Below are 15,628 nucleotides of genomic sequence, written 5' to 3' on the forward strand. Positions count from 1 at the left end.
AAGAAAAAAATACACTCAAATTAATGAGAGAGTGCTTTTCCCATACTTTGGCATATCACCATATAGTTCTTCAAATACTTCTTCCCATCGATTTTCTTCGTAAACGCTTGGGCAAGGTGTTCAGCAAAGTGATAGTCATGAGAATGGTGAGGTACTATTTTATATAAATCATTGCCATATTCTCCATGACTTACACTATTTTTATTCTCAACTCTTGCTATAATAGAGGCAAACAAACGCATGATATTCCAATTTTGCGATTTTGTTACATCTAATTCGAACAAAATTTCTCTCATTATTTCTTGATCCATTTACAACACCTCCCTTCTATTTAGTACTTCCGACACGAAGGGAGATATTTCCTTTGTATTCTACGTTACAAGAATTGTGGTAATACCCTCGATACATTAACTTTTTCAGTGCCAGGTCTGACATTTTTTTTAAGCTGAATAACTCCGTTCCATAAACAAGGGGTTATTAGTTACGGAGCAAAGCGGGATCAAACAGCTGACCTTATGTCTGCCATAGAAAAACTAAAAAATCTTCTAAAACTCTATATAGATCCGTCATTTTTATTTACTCTGCATATACCTCAAGTATTCTGGAATTATTATTAATGAGTGACCACACGGTGACCATTTCCCCTTATTCTTCTTACTTTTAAAAAAAGAGCAAGTTTTATTGTAACAATAATACGGAATAGATATGTCATTATAATCAAATAAATTCTAATATATGTTAATATAAGGTTATAGACCTATTTTCTAGGAGGTAATTAGGTGAATACTAATAAATTTAAGCAGAAATTGAGAAGTTTAAGAGGAACCAGAATCATGCCACCATTCAAAGATGATCCAGACTGTATAATAGAGAGTAAAAAATTATTGGATGATTTATATTATATGATGCTGAATCAAAAAAAAGATTACGGAATAAAGTGGATGTTTGGTTTAAGAAGATATATAGACGACAAAAAAAGAGCAATAAGTCGAAAATTCACTGGACATCTAGATAGAGGTCATATAGTAGAAACAGAACTTTTTGGACATTTTAATCAAGAACTATCTTTTATCCATCCTGCGGTTGTTCTGCACGATAACCATTCCGGTTGGGTATTAATTGCTCCAGTTTCTACTCCGAAACATGGAGATGATGATCCTCTCCATATAGATGTTGACACTAGAGATGGATTTAAACACGAGTGCGCTGTTTGCTTAGATGATATCAGAGTCATTGATAAAAATAGAATTCTGTATCAGCACTCCAAGGAAGGAAATAATCGAAAAATAAGAAGTTTGAAACTCGATGAATTGGATCTTGCTATTTTAGAAAACTATTTACCTGTTACAAATGAAAAATTGAATGATAAAATCGATACCTTGGAAATTAAAATAAATGAGTTACAGAAAAATCTCGATCTTGAAAAGGAAACGCATGAAAAAACTAAGGAAAAGCTTAAGCTTCTCCAAAAAAAATTGGATTCTAAAGAAGAAGTTGCAAGCTAAATTAATTAGAAATATCTTGTAATTATTTCTAATTGTGTATATAATGGATATGTAGATGTAATACTATATTTTGGGCTCTTACGCCCCGCGCAACTGAGCGCAAATTTGAAAACACACAACCAAACAATGGGCTTTTACGCCCCGCGCAACTGAGCGCAATTAGAAATCCTCACTTTTAGTGAGGATTTCTTTATAGATATATAAAATTTATCTTTATTAGGTTGGGGGTTGTAGTTTGAATAAGTGGAAAACACGAGAAAGTGTAGTCAGTTACCTAGAAAATTATGTTAGTGATATTAAGGGCCAAATCGACACAGGCAAAACAAAACAAACCCTGTTAAAGTCCTATGTGTTTGAAACCTTTAACCCTGATACTGTGCTTGAAGTGTCCAATACTCCATTAGAAATAAAATCACTGTTCGAAAATAGAGAAAATATTTTGACTCAAATTGATGAACAGTTTTTTTCAGTAAATAAAGGAAGCGAAACTACAGGCTTTATAGAAGAGGTAAATGACCGTTTTTCAATTTTATACTCCATTGATAAAGCAAATAAATCAGACAAGTATACCAGGTCTTTAATTAAAAATTCTCCTATTTTAGATTCGTTGTGGATCTCTGGAATTATGTTTGATTCATTTTTAAAAAAGATTGAAGAAGAACACCATCCCAATAGGTATATAAAGATGAAGTTTGAATTTGATGGATTCTTTTCTAAACATCAAGGTGTTATAAATGAAGAAGATGATTTTTTAGATAAGACAGATATTTTTGATGAACATAGGGTTTCCTCCATTTCACTTGTGGAAGAGGCTGCAGAGATAGCAAACAAGCTAAACGGAATAAGGGGATACCTACCTGCGTTTAACTCAATAGGGCTATTAAGGTTTCCAAACATGACAGGAAAAGGTGGCCATGACTTTTATCAAAATGGAAAAGTAACTAACAGATCTGATAGTTTTAATGATCACAGATATCAAATAGTACAAACAATCAATAGTTACCAAGAAATTACAGAAAAAATAGAAAATCATACTTGGTTTGACTTTGAAAAAATAAACTCTCCTGAGGTTGGTAATTCATACTCTTTCCATGGTAGTCCTATTACAATAAATTTTAGTACTCCTCTAAAACCTCATGTATTTCGAAACTTTATTAATTCTACATTTGCCAGAGGAAGAGAGCCTTTTCGAATTCAAGGTGATCCAATATGGGTTGATGAATATCGAACTCACATTTATGCAATTGATTTACATTTGTGGCAAAAAGTGATTTTGGATCTGTCACCTGATAAATTTGTAATTTATATTCCAAGAGGTACGTGCGGTAATACTATACATAGGATAGTTACAAACATACAAAGATTTTTAGACCCAGTCATTACTGTTCACATTGGTAACATTGATTATAGGGAACTAATATCTTCAACTGTTATGGGAAGTGGTTCTATTGAATAAAGAAATATCACCAATTTTACAGCTGAACTTAATGTTACATATGTGCATGGACTACCCAACGGACTCTTTTATAAATCCCTACTTTAAAAGAAATGGTTTCCGTATTCATTCAATAGGGAGGAATATTCCAGTCCGAATAGCTGATTATAAAAAATTGACAAGTCACCTAAAGAGTCCTGTAAATAAGAATGTTATTCCAGAGGTTATATTAATTAATGAGGAAGAAAAACATGTTGTACTTATAGAATGTAAAGTTAAAAGTTTCGCATATGATTTAAGCCACCGAGCAACAAAGCAAGCAATGGGATACTTCTCTCTTGCAACAGATTATTTGAAAGATTTTTTAGTATTACCCCCAAATACCTCAGATGGTAGTTTGTTATATGTGACCAATGAAGAACACTCTGAAAAACTTATAAATACATTGCAGTCAATATCTCATGATGCAGAAGTCGTCTTGAGAAATGTTTTGTCTCATAAAATTCTTGGATTGAAAATAGAGGATGATCAAAAGATATATTTGTATATTCATAATAAGGAAGATACTAAAAAGGTCCCTTTAACCAAAGCTCCAAATATACATAGAGGAAGCGTAATCTACCTAATCCCAGTTGATCCGGAGGTTGAAATTGATAATTACGGTAAATCTGTTTTGGAAAACCAAGAAAGAACTACAATAAGTTCTTTCTTGGGTAGAAGTATAGGGTTACATAAATTTGAGTTTTCTACAATTCAAATCTGCAAAGAAATTATTCCAGTATGGGATGAGTGGAATCCAAAGTCCAAGAGAAAGGTAAAAAGGTTAGTACAAAGGTATTTGTTAGAGATAAAAAAAGAATTAGGAAACAAAGGGTTAATTATCGACTACAGTAACAATATGTTTAATGTTCCCTCAGTAAATAGAAAAATAGCAGATAACGTTAGAAATTACTTACTCTCGGCTGGTTTTAGAAAAATAGGTAATGAAATTTTTGATAATATCAACCAATTAGATATGAGGGATTTATTAGATTAAAGCATCGTGAGATGCTTTCTTTTTTATCTGTTATATATTCAACAAGAGACTTTTACTCTGCAATTTATGGGTGGCGTTGATTAGTTAGAACGTGATCTTATCCGAATGAGGGGATAAGCAGGTAAAGTTTTTTAGATAAGGCTAGAGGCGACATATATATTATTGTATTTTAACTTGCTTTCAAAATAGATATGAGATGAGGTGCTTGGACTAAAATGGAGGAAATAAATTTCGGGAAGAATTATCTTAATATGAATAAAACCCTAGCGATAGATGGAAAGAGCTTTATTCAAGAAAAGTCGGGTTAGAGCCCTGGCACATATCACAGATAATAATTGTCTAACAACACCTTCCATGCAATTTTTAGATTTTCTGCAACCGCTTTAACTCTCTTTTTAATTTTCTTATGTTTATTTATATCTTCAAAAATTTCAGCTTCCATAATAAATCTAAGCCCTAAATTTCTGAATATTTTGTTAACCATTTATAAAAGTTGGCCTCTTCTTTCTGAATTAACTTCCGAAAGGTTAAATGGGGACGGTTCCAGTTTGACTTTTTCATTAATCTGGAAAAATGCACTTTCAAACTAAAGATAAGTGTTCCTTAACAGTTTTCATTTTTCTGTCCACTTATGCAATTAAATTGCCCGCCTACACCAAAGATAAGTCCGCTTGAGTCGTGCATTTCTTAAGAGACACAAAGAATGGGGTCAGTCCTCTAGTTCACAATTCATTATCGCCTCACCGTTCCAAGGGTAAGACTCCAGGATTCACTGCCAACAAAATGTCCACTCACCATCTCCACCCTATCTTCATCCTTAGCGTCGCTATGTTGTTGGTGTTCTCTAATATCTATTCTTTCTCTAAGATCTTAAGTCTGTTTGCAGGTTATTTCCGCACTCGATTCACATGCTTTTCGCCGCACGAAGACAATCCGGAATCAGCTTTATTATCAAGCTGATCAATCCCAGAATCATCACAACTCTTTTTTACAGACATACCGATCCTAATTGGGGTCTGTCCCCCGGTACATTAATGCATCACCGTGCAGACGGTCTGACCCTAATATCCCCAACTTTCTAAAAATGAATTCTTTTACAGTAGAGTATTAATACAAACATGAAGAGACGATCACCTTTAACGTAATCGTCTCATTGATATTTATTAAACTACCAGTATCCTTAAACTGTACAGCAGCAAAGATCCTGTATAAATGACAATTCATTATAAACTAACACACCATTTCGTAATTTAAGATTAACCAGTTAAGAAAATGTTTCGGGTTGACTTTAATTGTGATCGTATGATAGCGGTAGTCTGGATAAAACCTCACACCCATACGATTCAATCCCATTTAGCTATACAGTTTACCCCCTTTAACTCTTTGCTTCTTTAAACAAAAAGACCGGCATATAATGTCGGTGACTGGATATCTGAATTATTTCAAATAAAGAATTATTACTCCTCATAAACATCATCATAAAATCCTAGATGTCCTTTTTCGTTCACCTCAATATTATCAATTTCTAAGTGACTTATTTCTTTCTTTTCATTGTATGAAAAAGAAAACTTCATCTCTAATTCAATTTCTTCCCCACCAACATGTATATAATAATCATCATGACGTGACTATCTATATGCGTTATAAAGGTATACTTCTATTGCCGTAACAACATGTCGTATCCAAAAAGATGTTAAAATCATCCGACATTTAAGCAACTCCCTAATATTTATGTATTAAAAAGATAATTCAATAATTGTAATTAGTAATAAGATGTTTTTTTGACCAGAGCCCAACAACCTTATCAATTTAGACTTTAGTTTTAAAAATATAAAGTTTCACTTAAAAGTTATTAAATGCAAAAAAGCGCTTTTAACACTCGATTGTAGAAATGCTTATACATTGGCAAACTGGAATTTTTCGTTAATCATTAATCTCACTCTCATCAGCTATTCCTGAGTATATAATATGGTGATAAGTGTTCCCATCATATTCGTATGCTGTGTAAGGAACAATATGATTGTATTTATTCGTATATTTCTCAACAGGTTGAAATTGTGCAATAGCATCTGATTCACTATATTCATTTACTGGAAAAAAAAGATAATCATACATATCTGGTCGCCCAAGACGTTTGGCACTTATTACATGATATTTCACGTTTGCAACACTCCCTTGACTTAACCTATTTGAATCTTTAACTAACTTCTTCAACGGAGTTAGAAAATCCTTCTTTCACTAAACTACTTTTAAAATCACTTTAAAAAACGGGGTCTGACCCCCTCCTCATTAACGCTTCACCGTACCGAGGGTCTGACCCCAATATCGGGTATTCAATACAGTTTCACCGTGTCTTGTAACAAAGAGTCTAAGCAACCTATTCATCTCCTTAAACAAATCGAGTATAAGTAACATTTTACCATTAGAACTAGGATAGTCGTTTCAAACTCACCCAACATAAAATGAGGGCTAAGGTAAAAAGGGAGACGAAGGAACAAGTAAGGTGTCCAAAAACCACTAAAAGGGACAAGGCGGCCGCCTTGTCCCTTTTTAACACTATTCGCAGTGAACCTAACACACTCTCTCACCTTATATGTGCCAGTTCCCTACTGTTCTTATCTAAGCACGCAATAATGCTCCATTTGGCTCTTTTAACTCCTGCTCTACTATTTGATTCACCTTAGAGAAGTGGTCCAGAAATTGTTGTGCCAGCTCTTGTTCCTCCGTGCCACTTTTTAATGAAACGATGTCGCGCAAAATCTGAGCCATCCACGAATTATCAAAATAACGGTACTTACCTGTATTCCAAGTCGTTTTATGAGGGGATTTTTCATTGACATAGTACTTCCAAAAAGGCATCTGCTTCGATTCCTCGTCTGTAAGTTGGAGTCTGTAATGGGAATGGGCAGGAATATTTCCATCTACACAAAGTTTACCGATGAAATTATCCTTCACCATATAGACACCTAATATCCGTCTGTCTTTTTCAAGCATGCCGGGATCGACCGCTGTCAGCAGGACCGCACTGTTTTGGTGTAAGCGACTGGGTTTGTTTGGCTTACCCTTATTATTACCACTTTTTATTTCACCAGAGGAAACCGTCCAATCTGAAAAGGAGCTACTCCGTTCTTCTGTATCGCACCGGTAAACCATCTGCGATTCGGGATGAAGTTTATGATTTTTCAAAAGTTTTTCATGACCCACTCGAAGCTCCTGGTATTTTCTTTGCCGTTCCTTTTCCTCTTCCTTCTGCATTTCTTCCTCTTTGAGTTCCATTTCCTGCTCGTGTAAAATTTTTTCAAGTGAATTGGCAGCACTTTTATCATGTAGTTTCAAGTGCTGTCCAAATACATCCGGGTAAACAAATTTTTTATTTTCCGAGGCGAAATGTATTTCAACTACCGTATCATTATGTTTAACGATACTTCCCATACCAAACCGCTCATGTGTAACTTTCTTATTGATTAAGTTCAATATATTAGTCCTCCTTGTATAATAACTCGGGTACTACTGCCTAAAAAAGCTCACAAAAACTGTTTGAATTTCCCTTCGGAATAAATAAGATATATAACTAAACGTTCAATATAAAAGATCACTAGGTAATAATAATAGCATTTTTTCGATAAGAATACAAATTCAGTGTTGACAACCTATTTTATTGAGAGGTAGAATGAAATTTTGTTCAAATCTTGATGATTGGTACAACCCTTAGTTTTTGGGTTAAATGGGGACGGATCCAATTTGACTTTTTGCATTAATCTGGAAAAGCGCACTTTCAAACTAATGATAAATGATCCTTAACAGCCATTGATGATATAGACCTGAATTCTCCTCTTCACCCAGTAGAAAATACACTCTTCCAAGTCCTCGACCCAGAACTCCTCCGTATGAACTACTCAAACATCATGATTACATCCATCCTGCCAATGAAATGTCCAATCAGCGCCTCCACCCACTCTACATCCTTAGCGTCTCTAATGGCGGTGGTTTTGATGTTGTTGTTCTCTAATATCTATTCTTTCTCTAAATTCTTAAGTCTGTTTGCAGGTTATTTCCGTACCCGGTTCACATGCTTTTCGCCGCACGAAGACATTCTGGAATCAGCTTTATCATTAAGCCGGTCAATCCCAGAATCATCACATCCCTTTTTTACAGACATACCCATCCAATAAAAATAATCCCCACAAGCGAAATCATTCACCGGCTTAAACGTATAGACACCCCCATACTCATACTTCTCCGACTCCAACCGCTTACAAAAAGGCATCCTTCTCACTGTAAAAAACAGGTCCTCTCGAATCTTCCCAATCGACCGAATATACTGCCTTTCACCGAGCACCACACACCCTAACTGAACTCCGCCCTCATACATGGCATTCAACAGAATCCACAGATACAGGTGATAAAATGTATCCAAATCGAACATCCATTGATTTAAATTTCTCCATCTACTCATTTGATTCACTCCTGATTCAATCTGTATTCAACTTTTATATAGGGAGATGGGCTGGGAAAGGATACCCTTAGGTGAATATTCTTAATTAAATATGTTGTTATTAAATCTGAGGAAGGTAAATACCTTTGGAGAAAATGAAGCGCAGGTTTGTTATCTTAAAGATGATTATTTCTTTTGGCTTAATCATCTGAAAAACAGGGCGACCCCCAACTCATTTGGAGCAAACGCAAACAAGAAAAGCTAAATTCTTTTCTCCACTACTTTTACCAACAATGCAAACCGGGGACGGTTCTTACTCTACTTTTTGGGTAAATTCGTGGGGATCGTCTAAAGGAAAATGTAGAGACGGATCCGTCCCCACTCTACCATATACTTTCTTTCACGCGACTTTCTTAAGATGAATTCTTTTACAGTAGAGTATTAATACAAACATGAAGAGACGATCACCTTTAACGTAATCGTCTCTTTGATGTTTATTCAATTACCAGTATCCTTAAACTGTACATTAGCAAAGATCCTGTATAAACGACAATTCTTTTTAAACTAAAAATGGAGTCAGACCCCCGGTACATTAATGCTTTACCGTGCCGAGGGTCTGACCCCAATATGCTACGCATTAAACTAATGACGATTGTTAATTAGACCTGATCCGGTTTATGGTAACCTGAGTAGGAATGTGATAATATTCATATAATTAAAAATATTTAAATAGTAAAAATTTTAAACTTAATAAGAAAGGGCGACTGAGAATACAAATGATCATTGATTGCCATTTCCATGTTGATGAAACGATGTTATCGCTAGAAAAAATGATTGAAGAGATGGATAAAAACAATGTTAAGAAAACCGCATTAATTCCACCTTTAAATGAAACCATGTATGAAAAAGAAAGTACATACCATGATAACCTACACCGCTTATTCCGTTTTTTAATCATGAATTTTCCCATAGTAGGCTTAAAGATTTATGACGGATTAGTTAAAGATGGTTACTTTAAAGTCAATGGAAGCTTTAAGATTTTCACCAAGCCAAATAATGACATTGTAGCAAATGCTATAAAATGCTATCCTGATCGTTTTCTAGGCTGGGCTGCCGTTAACCCAACTGTTCCAGAATCTGTGGAGACGTTAGAAACATACCTTAACCTACCTGGTTTTATTGGTGTAAAAGCCCATCCATTTATGCATAAGTATAGTATTAAAGAACTTGATTCCATTGGATCCTTATGCCAAAAAAGAGACATCCCAATGATTATTCATCTATCTTCAGAACCAGATTCCTACAAATACTTACCTGACAAATATCCCAATCTCAAAGTTATTTATGCTCATGCAGGACTTCCTTTTTGGAAAAGCCTGTGGCAATACGCAAAGGAAAAGCCCAATGTTTATGTGGACACTTCAAGTGATTACCTTACACCCTCTATCGTAAGAAATGTAGTTCAGGCACTTGGATATCGAAAGGTATTGTATGGTTGCGATGGACCATATGGAATGAAAAAGTATAATGAGTACGATTACTCGGATAAAAGGAGCTGGATTGATTCTTTAGATATTCCTCAAGAAAATAAGGAATTTATTCTAGGAAAGAATTTTATGGACTTAATAAAGAGTTCAGATCTGGCCATCATACAGAAAGGATAATTCCTCGTATGCGGCAGCGTGAAGCGATTGAACTGGCTAAGAAAGAAGGAAAGTTTAAAGATCGGTTAAAGAAGTACCATAAAAATCATGCAGGAATGAATTATGCAGTAAAGCTTTATAGAGGGAAATATGACTGTTAATCAAATTTGTGAAATTACAAATGTGTCTAGGGTCTCATTATATAGAAAGCTATCGGAAAGGAACAGTTGATGAATTATACCAAAAATAGGAAATATATTATAGAAAATAATTTTCATATAGAAGTGGAATTATATGCCTAAAATTGACAATATGTTAGCAATTCTATGGATGCTTCGTTCAGGTGAAAAAATTACTGCAAAACAAATTTCGGAAAAGTTAGAGATGAATATAAGGACTGTGTATCGTTATATTGATACAATTTCAACAAGTGGCGTACCTATAATTTCAGAACCAGGACATAATGGTGGATACACTTTATTGAACAATTTTATTGAGGCTCCTCTTTTTTTTGATTTTGAAGAGCAAACTTCACTATTTCACGCTGCTGTTTTTGCAGAAGAAGCCGGATATTATGGAGGTGAAGCACTAAATAGGGCCATTTCAAAACTAAGTAAATACTCAAATCAAGAGCAGGAAACAAAGATAAACCACCATTTAACTAGTCTTGAAGTAATAAGTCGATTAAGTTCACTCTCTATGGAACCTTTTTTGAAGGAGTTGGAGCAGGTCGTAGCTGACGGGTACTCAGTAAAAATTCTTTACCATAAAAGTGGCGAAAAGCAATTAAATTATAGATTGGTTGATCCGTACAGAATTATCTATTGGAATAATAAGTGGTATGTGATTGGATTTTGTCATCTTAGAAATGATATCCGTAGTTTTAGAGTAGATCGAATTGAAAATCTAATGCTAACCGAAAATAGGTTTAACCGGCCAGAAAATTTTTCAGCACGTGACTTTTTTATAAAAAGCCTTCTTCCAACTATAGAAGATAAGGAAGGGATTATTTCTTTGGTTATTAATGGGGATAAAAGTGTATTGACAGATATTTGCCAACATTGGTTTTTAGGACATTATTTACAAGAACGGACTTCAAATCAAGCAGTTTTTCTTCTTGAAAAAGATATAATACATACATATGTACCTTATTTACTTTTACCGTACAATAAATCGATTAAAGTTATTGAGCCAATAAGTCTTAAGAAAAGACTTGTTGAAGTTCTGTCGGAATTAATAAAATTTCATCAAGTATGATAACTTCCCTGACGTTAACTGTCAGGGAAGTTTTATTATAATAGCTATATCAATTGTGATTGGAGTGTTATTGGATGCAAACAAAAAAAGCTTTTCTATATGTATTTAATACAATGTCAGACTGGGAATATGGATATTTAATTGCTGAACTAAACTCAGGAAGATATTTCAAAAATGATTTAGCACCTCTAAAAGTAATTACAGTAGGAGCTAATAAAGAAATGATTACTACTATGGGAGGACTGAGCATAAAACCAGATATTTCCCTTGATGAATGTACTTTTGAGAGTAAAGATCTTTTAATCTTACCAGGAGGGACTACTTGGAGTGAAGAAATTCATCAACCTATCTTGGAAAGAATTGGCCAAGCTTTAAAGCTTGGCACTATTGTTGCTGCAATTTGTGGTGCAACTGATGCCCTTGCGAATATGGGATACTTAGATACTAGAAAGCATACAAGTAATAACTTAGAATATACTAAAATGGTATGTCCTAACTATAAAGGAGAAAAGTTCTATGAGTTGGGATCTGCTGTAGCAGATGCGAATTTAGTTACTGCATCAGGAATAGCTCCTCTGGAATTTGCAATGGAGGTACTGAAAAAAGTAGATGTATTTACACCAGATGCATTACATTCATGGTATAACCTAAACAAGACTAATAAACCTGAATACTTCTTCCAGTTAATGAATTCAATAAATAAATGAAGTAACTGAAAAGTTCAATTTCTCTATTTAGATTTGTAGAGAAGTTGGGCTTTTTAATTTGGAATTTCCTTATCGTTGTAAATCCGCATTTTCCTGACGCTACTCCACTCTATGTCTAAATCGTGGTTATTTCTAAGGTCCCATTTCATTGATCAACACACGAAAACCCCTTTAGCATCATCGCACCAAAGGGGCTATCATCACATCTAATCTACCTATTCCTCTATATTCTCCTCCGTCACCAACTTCAACGGCACCGGAATCTTCTTCTTCACTTTCTTCCCTGACAACACATCAGCCCCAGCCTGAACCGCCAACTGACCAATCTTCTCAGGCTGCTGAGCGACAGTCGCAGACAGATTACCATTACGAATGCTAGTCGTCGCATCTTCATTTCCATCAAATCCAACGACTAACACATCACGACCCGAACTTTGGATCGCCTGCAGTGCTCCCAATGCCATTTCATCGTTATGAGCGAATACAGCTTTGATATCTGGATTCCCCTGAATCAGGTTCTCCATCGTATTCAAACCTTCCGTACGATCGAAGTTGGCAGTCTGTTTGGCCACGACATCTAGCTTTTCATCAGCGATATTGTGGAATCCGGCTCCCCGCTCACGAGTGGCGGATGCTCCAGGGACTCCTTCCAGTTCGGCAACCTTGGCACCTTCACCAAGCTGTTTAACAAGGTATTCTCCGGCCATTTCTCCGCCCTTTTCGTTATCCGAGCTGACAAGTGTGGCGACGTCTCCTTTTTCCGCTGAGCGGTCAAGGGTGACAACCGGAATACCCAGGCTGTTGGCAGATTGAACGGCGGTCGAGATGGCCGCTGAATCCGTCGGGTTGATGAGTAAGACGTTGACGCCCTGCTGGATGAGGTCTTCTACGTCATTGATTTGCTTGGCGGCATCGTTCTGGGCATCGACGACGACGACTTCCATGCCTTGTTTCTTCGCTTCGTCTTCTACCCCGTTTTTCATGGAGACGAAGAATGGGTTATTTAGGGTTGAAACGGATAGTCCGATTTTGATGTCTTCCGGGTTCGAGCTTTTATTTGGCTTCGCCCATTCCGGCGGCTGCAGGGAACAGGCGCCCAGGAATAGGAGTGACAAACTGATTAGTAGTAACCATGCTTTCTTCATAGTATCCCTCCTACGCTGCTTTCTTTCGGTCGATGAGAACTGCGATGATGATGACGACACCCTTTACGACCATTTGGAAGAAGGATGAGACGCCGAGCAGGTTCAGACCGTTGTTTAACGTTCCGATGATGAGTGCACCGATCAGTGTTCCGACGATTAGTCCGCGTCCGCCTGACAGGCTTGTCCCACCGAGGACGACGGCTGCGATGGCATCGAGTTCATAGGATGTACCCGCTGTCGGTTGGGCTGAATTCAGGCGTGACGTCAGGATCGCTCCTGCGAGTGCTGCCAGTAAGCCGGCCAGGGAGTAGATCATCACTTTGATGCGTGGCACTTTGATCCCTGAGATAAGGGCTGCTTTTTCATTCCCACCGATGGCATACGTTTTGCGGCCGAACGGGGTTTTATGCAGGATCACCCACAGGATGGCGAACGTCAGGATCATCGTGACGGCAGGTACTGGGATTCCAAGGAAGTATCCTCTTCCGAACAGCTGGAAGGCGTAGCTGTCGCCAAGTCCCGTGATGGGATTTCCGTCTGTGTACACAAGGGTCAAACCTCGGAACATCGTCATCGTTGCGAGTGTCGCAATGAATGGTGCCATTTTGCCTTTTGTGATCAATAGTCCGTTGACCATACCCATCACGGCTCCGAGGATACAGCCGATCAGGATCGCAAGGATCGGGTCGATTCCCGATACCATCATCCCTGCCATCAGGGCACTGGATAAGGCGAGGATCGAGCCGACGGATAAATCAATTCCCCCGGTCAAAATGACGAAGGTCATCCCGTAGGCAATCAGGGCGTTTATTGCGACCTGTCTTAATAGATTCAATAAGTTCAAGGGTTCTAGAAAACTAGGGTTGATGATGGATACGGTCGTAATCAGTACAAACAGTCCGAGGAGCGGACCAAGCTTTTGCATCAGATTGCCGACGTGATTCGTTTTGAGTGCGTTATTCATGTGCGTGACCTCCTGTCGCCAATGTCATGATTTTTTCCTGTGTAGCGTCTTCCTTTGTAAGCTCTCCTGCGATGGTCCCTTCATGGACGACGAGAATGCGGTCGCTCATTCCGAGCACTTCTGGCAGCTCGGATGATACCATTACGATCGCGACGCCCCGGTCGGTGAGCTCGTTCATCAGTTGATAGATTTCCCGTTTTGCCCCGACATCGACTCCCCGGGTCGGTTCGTCGAGGATCAGCACTTTCGGACCGATTCCGATCCATTTGGCGATGACCACCTTCTGCTGGTTCCCGCCGGACAGGTTCTTTGCATGGGTCCGGGCTGATTCAGTCTTGATCGTCAGCCGTTTGATGAGCATTTCGACAAAGTCCTGTTCGCTTTTATCATTGATCAAGCCTTTCTTCGTGAAGCTGTAGAGGCTTGGAAGGGCGATATTATCCTTCAGGGAAAAGTCGAGGACGAGTCCTTCATCCTTCCGATCCTCAGTGATGAATCCAAGACCGAGCTTCACCGCTTGATCGGGTGTTTTAATGGTGACCCGTTTCCCGTTCACGATTATCTCGCCTTCATATCGTCCGTCGAGTCCGAAGATGGTTCGCATGATTTCCGTTCGGCCTGCCCCCATCAATCCTGACACACCGACAATTTCTCCTGAGCGAACTTCGAAGTTGATACCTTCAAACAGTCCCTTCTTCGTCAGGTTACGTACTTCAAGCATCGTTTCGCCTGGCTTTGGTTGTCGTGCCGGGAATCGGTCTGTCAATTCTCGTCCGACCATTTTCTTCACGACCTCATCGAAGTTCGTCTCTGGGATCGGTGTTGTATCCACTGTGCGTCCGTCCCGCATGACCGTGATGGCGTCACAAATCGTGAAGATCTCTTCCATCCGGTGGGAGATGTACACAATCGACACGCCGGCTTTCTTGAGCGAACGGATGACGGTGAAGAGTGTATCGATTTCCCTGTCCGTCAATGCCGCTGTCGGCTCGTCCATGATGATGACTTTCGCATCCGTCATGAGGGCTTTGGCGATTTCGATCATCTGCTGCTGCCCGACCGAGCACTGCCCTGCTTCTTTTGTGAGAGGGATCGAAATGTTCAGCTTTTTAAACTGTTCATTCGCAACCGCTTTCATTTTTCTTGTATTGATGATACCGAATTGTGTAACCGGTTCCTTATTGATGAATAGATTCTCAAGGACAGTCATCTCCGGCCAGACGTTCAGCTCCTGATGGATGAAGGCAACGCCGAATTCCTCGGCCTGCTTCGGATTATCGAACGTCATGCCCTTCCCGTCGATGGTGATCGTTCCCTGATCCTTCTTGTGAAGGCCAGTCAGGATGTTCATCAGTGTCGACTTTCCGGCACCGTTTTCCCCCATCAGGGCATGGACCTCACCCTCCTGGATCTCGATGTCCACTCCTTCAAGGACCTTGTTTGACCCAAATGCTTTATGGATATTTTTCATACTGATCTGCATGATCTCTCACCCCTTTGT

Annotated in this window: 13 protein-coding genes and 1 pseudogene; 7 read left to right on the forward strand and 7 right to left on the reverse strand. The window is 38.2% G+C overall.

Annotated features, from left to right (window positions below; all coding sequences use genetic code 11):
- Positions 1-20 precede the first annotated feature (20 nt).
- A complete protein-coding gene (locus AC6CIB_RS15240; RefSeq protein ID WP_498282019.1) occupies positions 21-311 on the reverse strand; it encodes a hypothetical protein in 291 nt (96 codons plus the stop codon).
- A 468-nt stretch (positions 312-779) separates the two neighbouring features.
- Here AC6CIB_RS15240 and AC6CIB_RS15245 point away from each other — a divergent pair, with 468 nt between their 5' ends.
- The 3 genes from AC6CIB_RS15245 (at position 780) to AC6CIB_RS15255 (ending at position 3,976) form a co-directional block, all read left to right on the forward strand.
- The gene (locus tag AC6CIB_RS15245) at positions 780-1,505 is read left to right on the forward strand and encodes a type II toxin-antitoxin system PemK/MazF family toxin (protein ID WP_498282021.1); all 726 of its coding nucleotides are present in this window, start codon (positions 780-782) and stop codon (positions 1,503-1,505) included.
- A gap of 235 nt (positions 1,506-1,740) precedes the next feature.
- Positions 1,741-2,961 (forward strand): hypothetical protein, encoded by a 1,221-nt coding sequence (locus AC6CIB_RS15250; protein WP_498282023.1) that lies wholly within the window; start codon positions 1,741-1,743, stop codon positions 2,959-2,961.
- Positions 2,954-3,976, forward strand: a complete 1,023-nt coding sequence (locus AC6CIB_RS15255) for a hypothetical protein (RefSeq protein WP_498282025.1) — start codon at positions 2,954-2,956, stop codon at positions 3,974-3,976. The genes AC6CIB_RS15250 and AC6CIB_RS15255 overlap by 8 nt, the downstream gene beginning before the upstream one ends.
- Before the next feature lie 1,923 nt (positions 3,977-5,899).
- Here AC6CIB_RS15255 and AC6CIB_RS15260 read toward each other — a convergent pair.
- From AC6CIB_RS15260 to AC6CIB_RS15270, 3 genes are all read right to left on the reverse strand, one after another.
- Positions 5,900-6,136 (reverse strand): hypothetical protein, encoded by a 237-nt coding sequence (locus AC6CIB_RS15260; RefSeq protein WP_498282027.1) that lies wholly within the window; start codon positions 6,134-6,136, stop codon positions 5,900-5,902.
- Positions 6,137-6,595: 459 nt separating this feature from the next.
- Positions 6,596-7,450, reverse strand: a complete 855-nt coding sequence (locus AC6CIB_RS15265) for a malate synthase (protein WP_498282029.1) — start codon at positions 7,448-7,450, stop codon at positions 6,596-6,598.
- 574 nt (positions 7,451-8,024) lie between these two features.
- Entirely contained in the window at positions 8,025-8,432 is a 408-nt protein-coding gene (locus AC6CIB_RS15270; protein WP_498282031.1) for a hypothetical protein, read from the reverse strand.
- A 755-nt stretch (positions 8,433-9,187) separates the two neighbouring features.
- Here AC6CIB_RS15270 and AC6CIB_RS15275 point away from each other — a divergent pair.
- The 4 genes and pseudogenes from AC6CIB_RS15275 to AC6CIB_RS15290 all read left to right on the forward strand — a co-directional run bounded on the left by AC6CIB_RS15275 (position 9,188) and on the right by AC6CIB_RS15290 (position 12,018).
- Positions 9,188-10,075, forward strand: coding sequence for an amidohydrolase family protein (locus AC6CIB_RS15275; protein ID WP_498282033.1), 888 nt, complete (start codon positions 9,188-9,190; stop codon positions 10,073-10,075).
- Positions 10,066-10,285: pseudogene (locus AC6CIB_RS15280) on the forward strand (helix-turn-helix domain-containing protein); the annotation flags it as partial. The gene AC6CIB_RS15275 and the pseudogene AC6CIB_RS15280, both read left to right, overlap by 10 nt.
- Before the next feature lie 63 nt (positions 10,286-10,348).
- The gene (locus AC6CIB_RS15285; protein WP_498282035.1) at positions 10,349-11,311 is read left to right on the forward strand and encodes a helix-turn-helix transcriptional regulator; all 963 of its coding nucleotides are present in this window, start codon (positions 10,349-10,351) and stop codon (positions 11,309-11,311) included.
- A 74-nt stretch (positions 11,312-11,385) separates the two neighbouring features.
- On the forward strand, positions 11,386-12,018 hold the full coding sequence (locus tag AC6CIB_RS15290) for a type 1 glutamine amidotransferase family protein (RefSeq protein ID WP_498282037.1): 633 nt from the start codon (positions 11,386-11,388) through the stop codon (positions 12,016-12,018).
- Between the two features lie 215 nt (positions 12,019-12,233).
- Here AC6CIB_RS15290 and rbsB read toward each other — a convergent pair whose 3' ends face one another.
- Genes rbsB through AC6CIB_RS15305 form a run of 3 tightly spaced genes read right to left on the reverse strand, consistent with a single transcriptional unit; the run spans position 12,234 to position 15,610 of the window.
- Positions 12,234-13,163 (reverse strand): ribose ABC transporter substrate-binding protein RbsB, encoded by a 930-nt coding sequence (gene rbsB, locus AC6CIB_RS15295; RefSeq protein ID WP_498282039.1) that lies wholly within the window; start codon positions 13,161-13,163, stop codon positions 12,234-12,236.
- A 10-nt stretch (positions 13,164-13,173) separates the two neighbouring features.
- Positions 13,174-14,127 (reverse strand): ribose ABC transporter permease RbsC, encoded by a 954-nt coding sequence (gene rbsC, locus AC6CIB_RS15300; RefSeq protein WP_498282041.1) that lies wholly within the window; start codon positions 14,125-14,127, stop codon positions 13,174-13,176.
- Entirely contained in the window at positions 14,120-15,610 is a 1,491-nt protein-coding gene (locus AC6CIB_RS15305; RefSeq protein WP_498282043.1) for a sugar ABC transporter ATP-binding protein, read from the reverse strand. The genes rbsC and AC6CIB_RS15305 overlap by 8 nt, the downstream gene beginning before the upstream one ends.
- Between the last annotated feature and the right edge of the window lie 18 nt (positions 15,611-15,628).

The organism is Rossellomorea sp. GQ25, from assembly GCF_059758515.1.

Excerpts from the sequence above, each read along its gene's own strand:
- AC6CIB_RS15240 (WP_498282019.1), bottom strand. The coding sequence starts at position 311 with ATGGATCAAGAAATAATGAGAGAAATTTTGTTCGAATTAGATGTAACA.
- AC6CIB_RS15270 (WP_498282031.1), bottom strand. The coding sequence starts at position 8,432 with ATGAGTAGATGGAGAAATTTAAATCAATGGATGTTCGATTTGGATACA.
- AC6CIB_RS15275 (WP_498282033.1), top strand. The coding sequence starts at position 9,188 with ATGATCATTGATTGCCATTTCCATGTTGATGAAACGATGTTATCGCTA.
- AC6CIB_RS15285 (WP_498282035.1), top strand. The coding sequence starts at position 10,349 with ATGCCTAAAATTGACAATATGTTAGCAATTCTATGGATGCTTCGTTCA.
- AC6CIB_RS15290 (WP_498282037.1), top strand. The coding sequence starts at position 11,386 with ATGCAAACAAAAAAAGCTTTTCTATATGTATTTAATACAATGTCAGAC.
- rbsB (WP_498282039.1), bottom strand. The coding sequence starts at position 13,163 with ATGAAGAAAGCATGGTTACTACTAATCAGTTTGTCACTCCTATTCCTG.
- rbsC (WP_498282041.1), bottom strand. The coding sequence starts at position 14,127 with ATGAATAACGCACTCAAAACGAATCACGTCGGCAATCTGATGCAAAAG.
- AC6CIB_RS15305 (WP_498282043.1), bottom strand. The coding sequence starts at position 15,610 with ATGCAGATCAGTATGAAAAATATCCATAAAGCATTTGGGTCAAACAAG.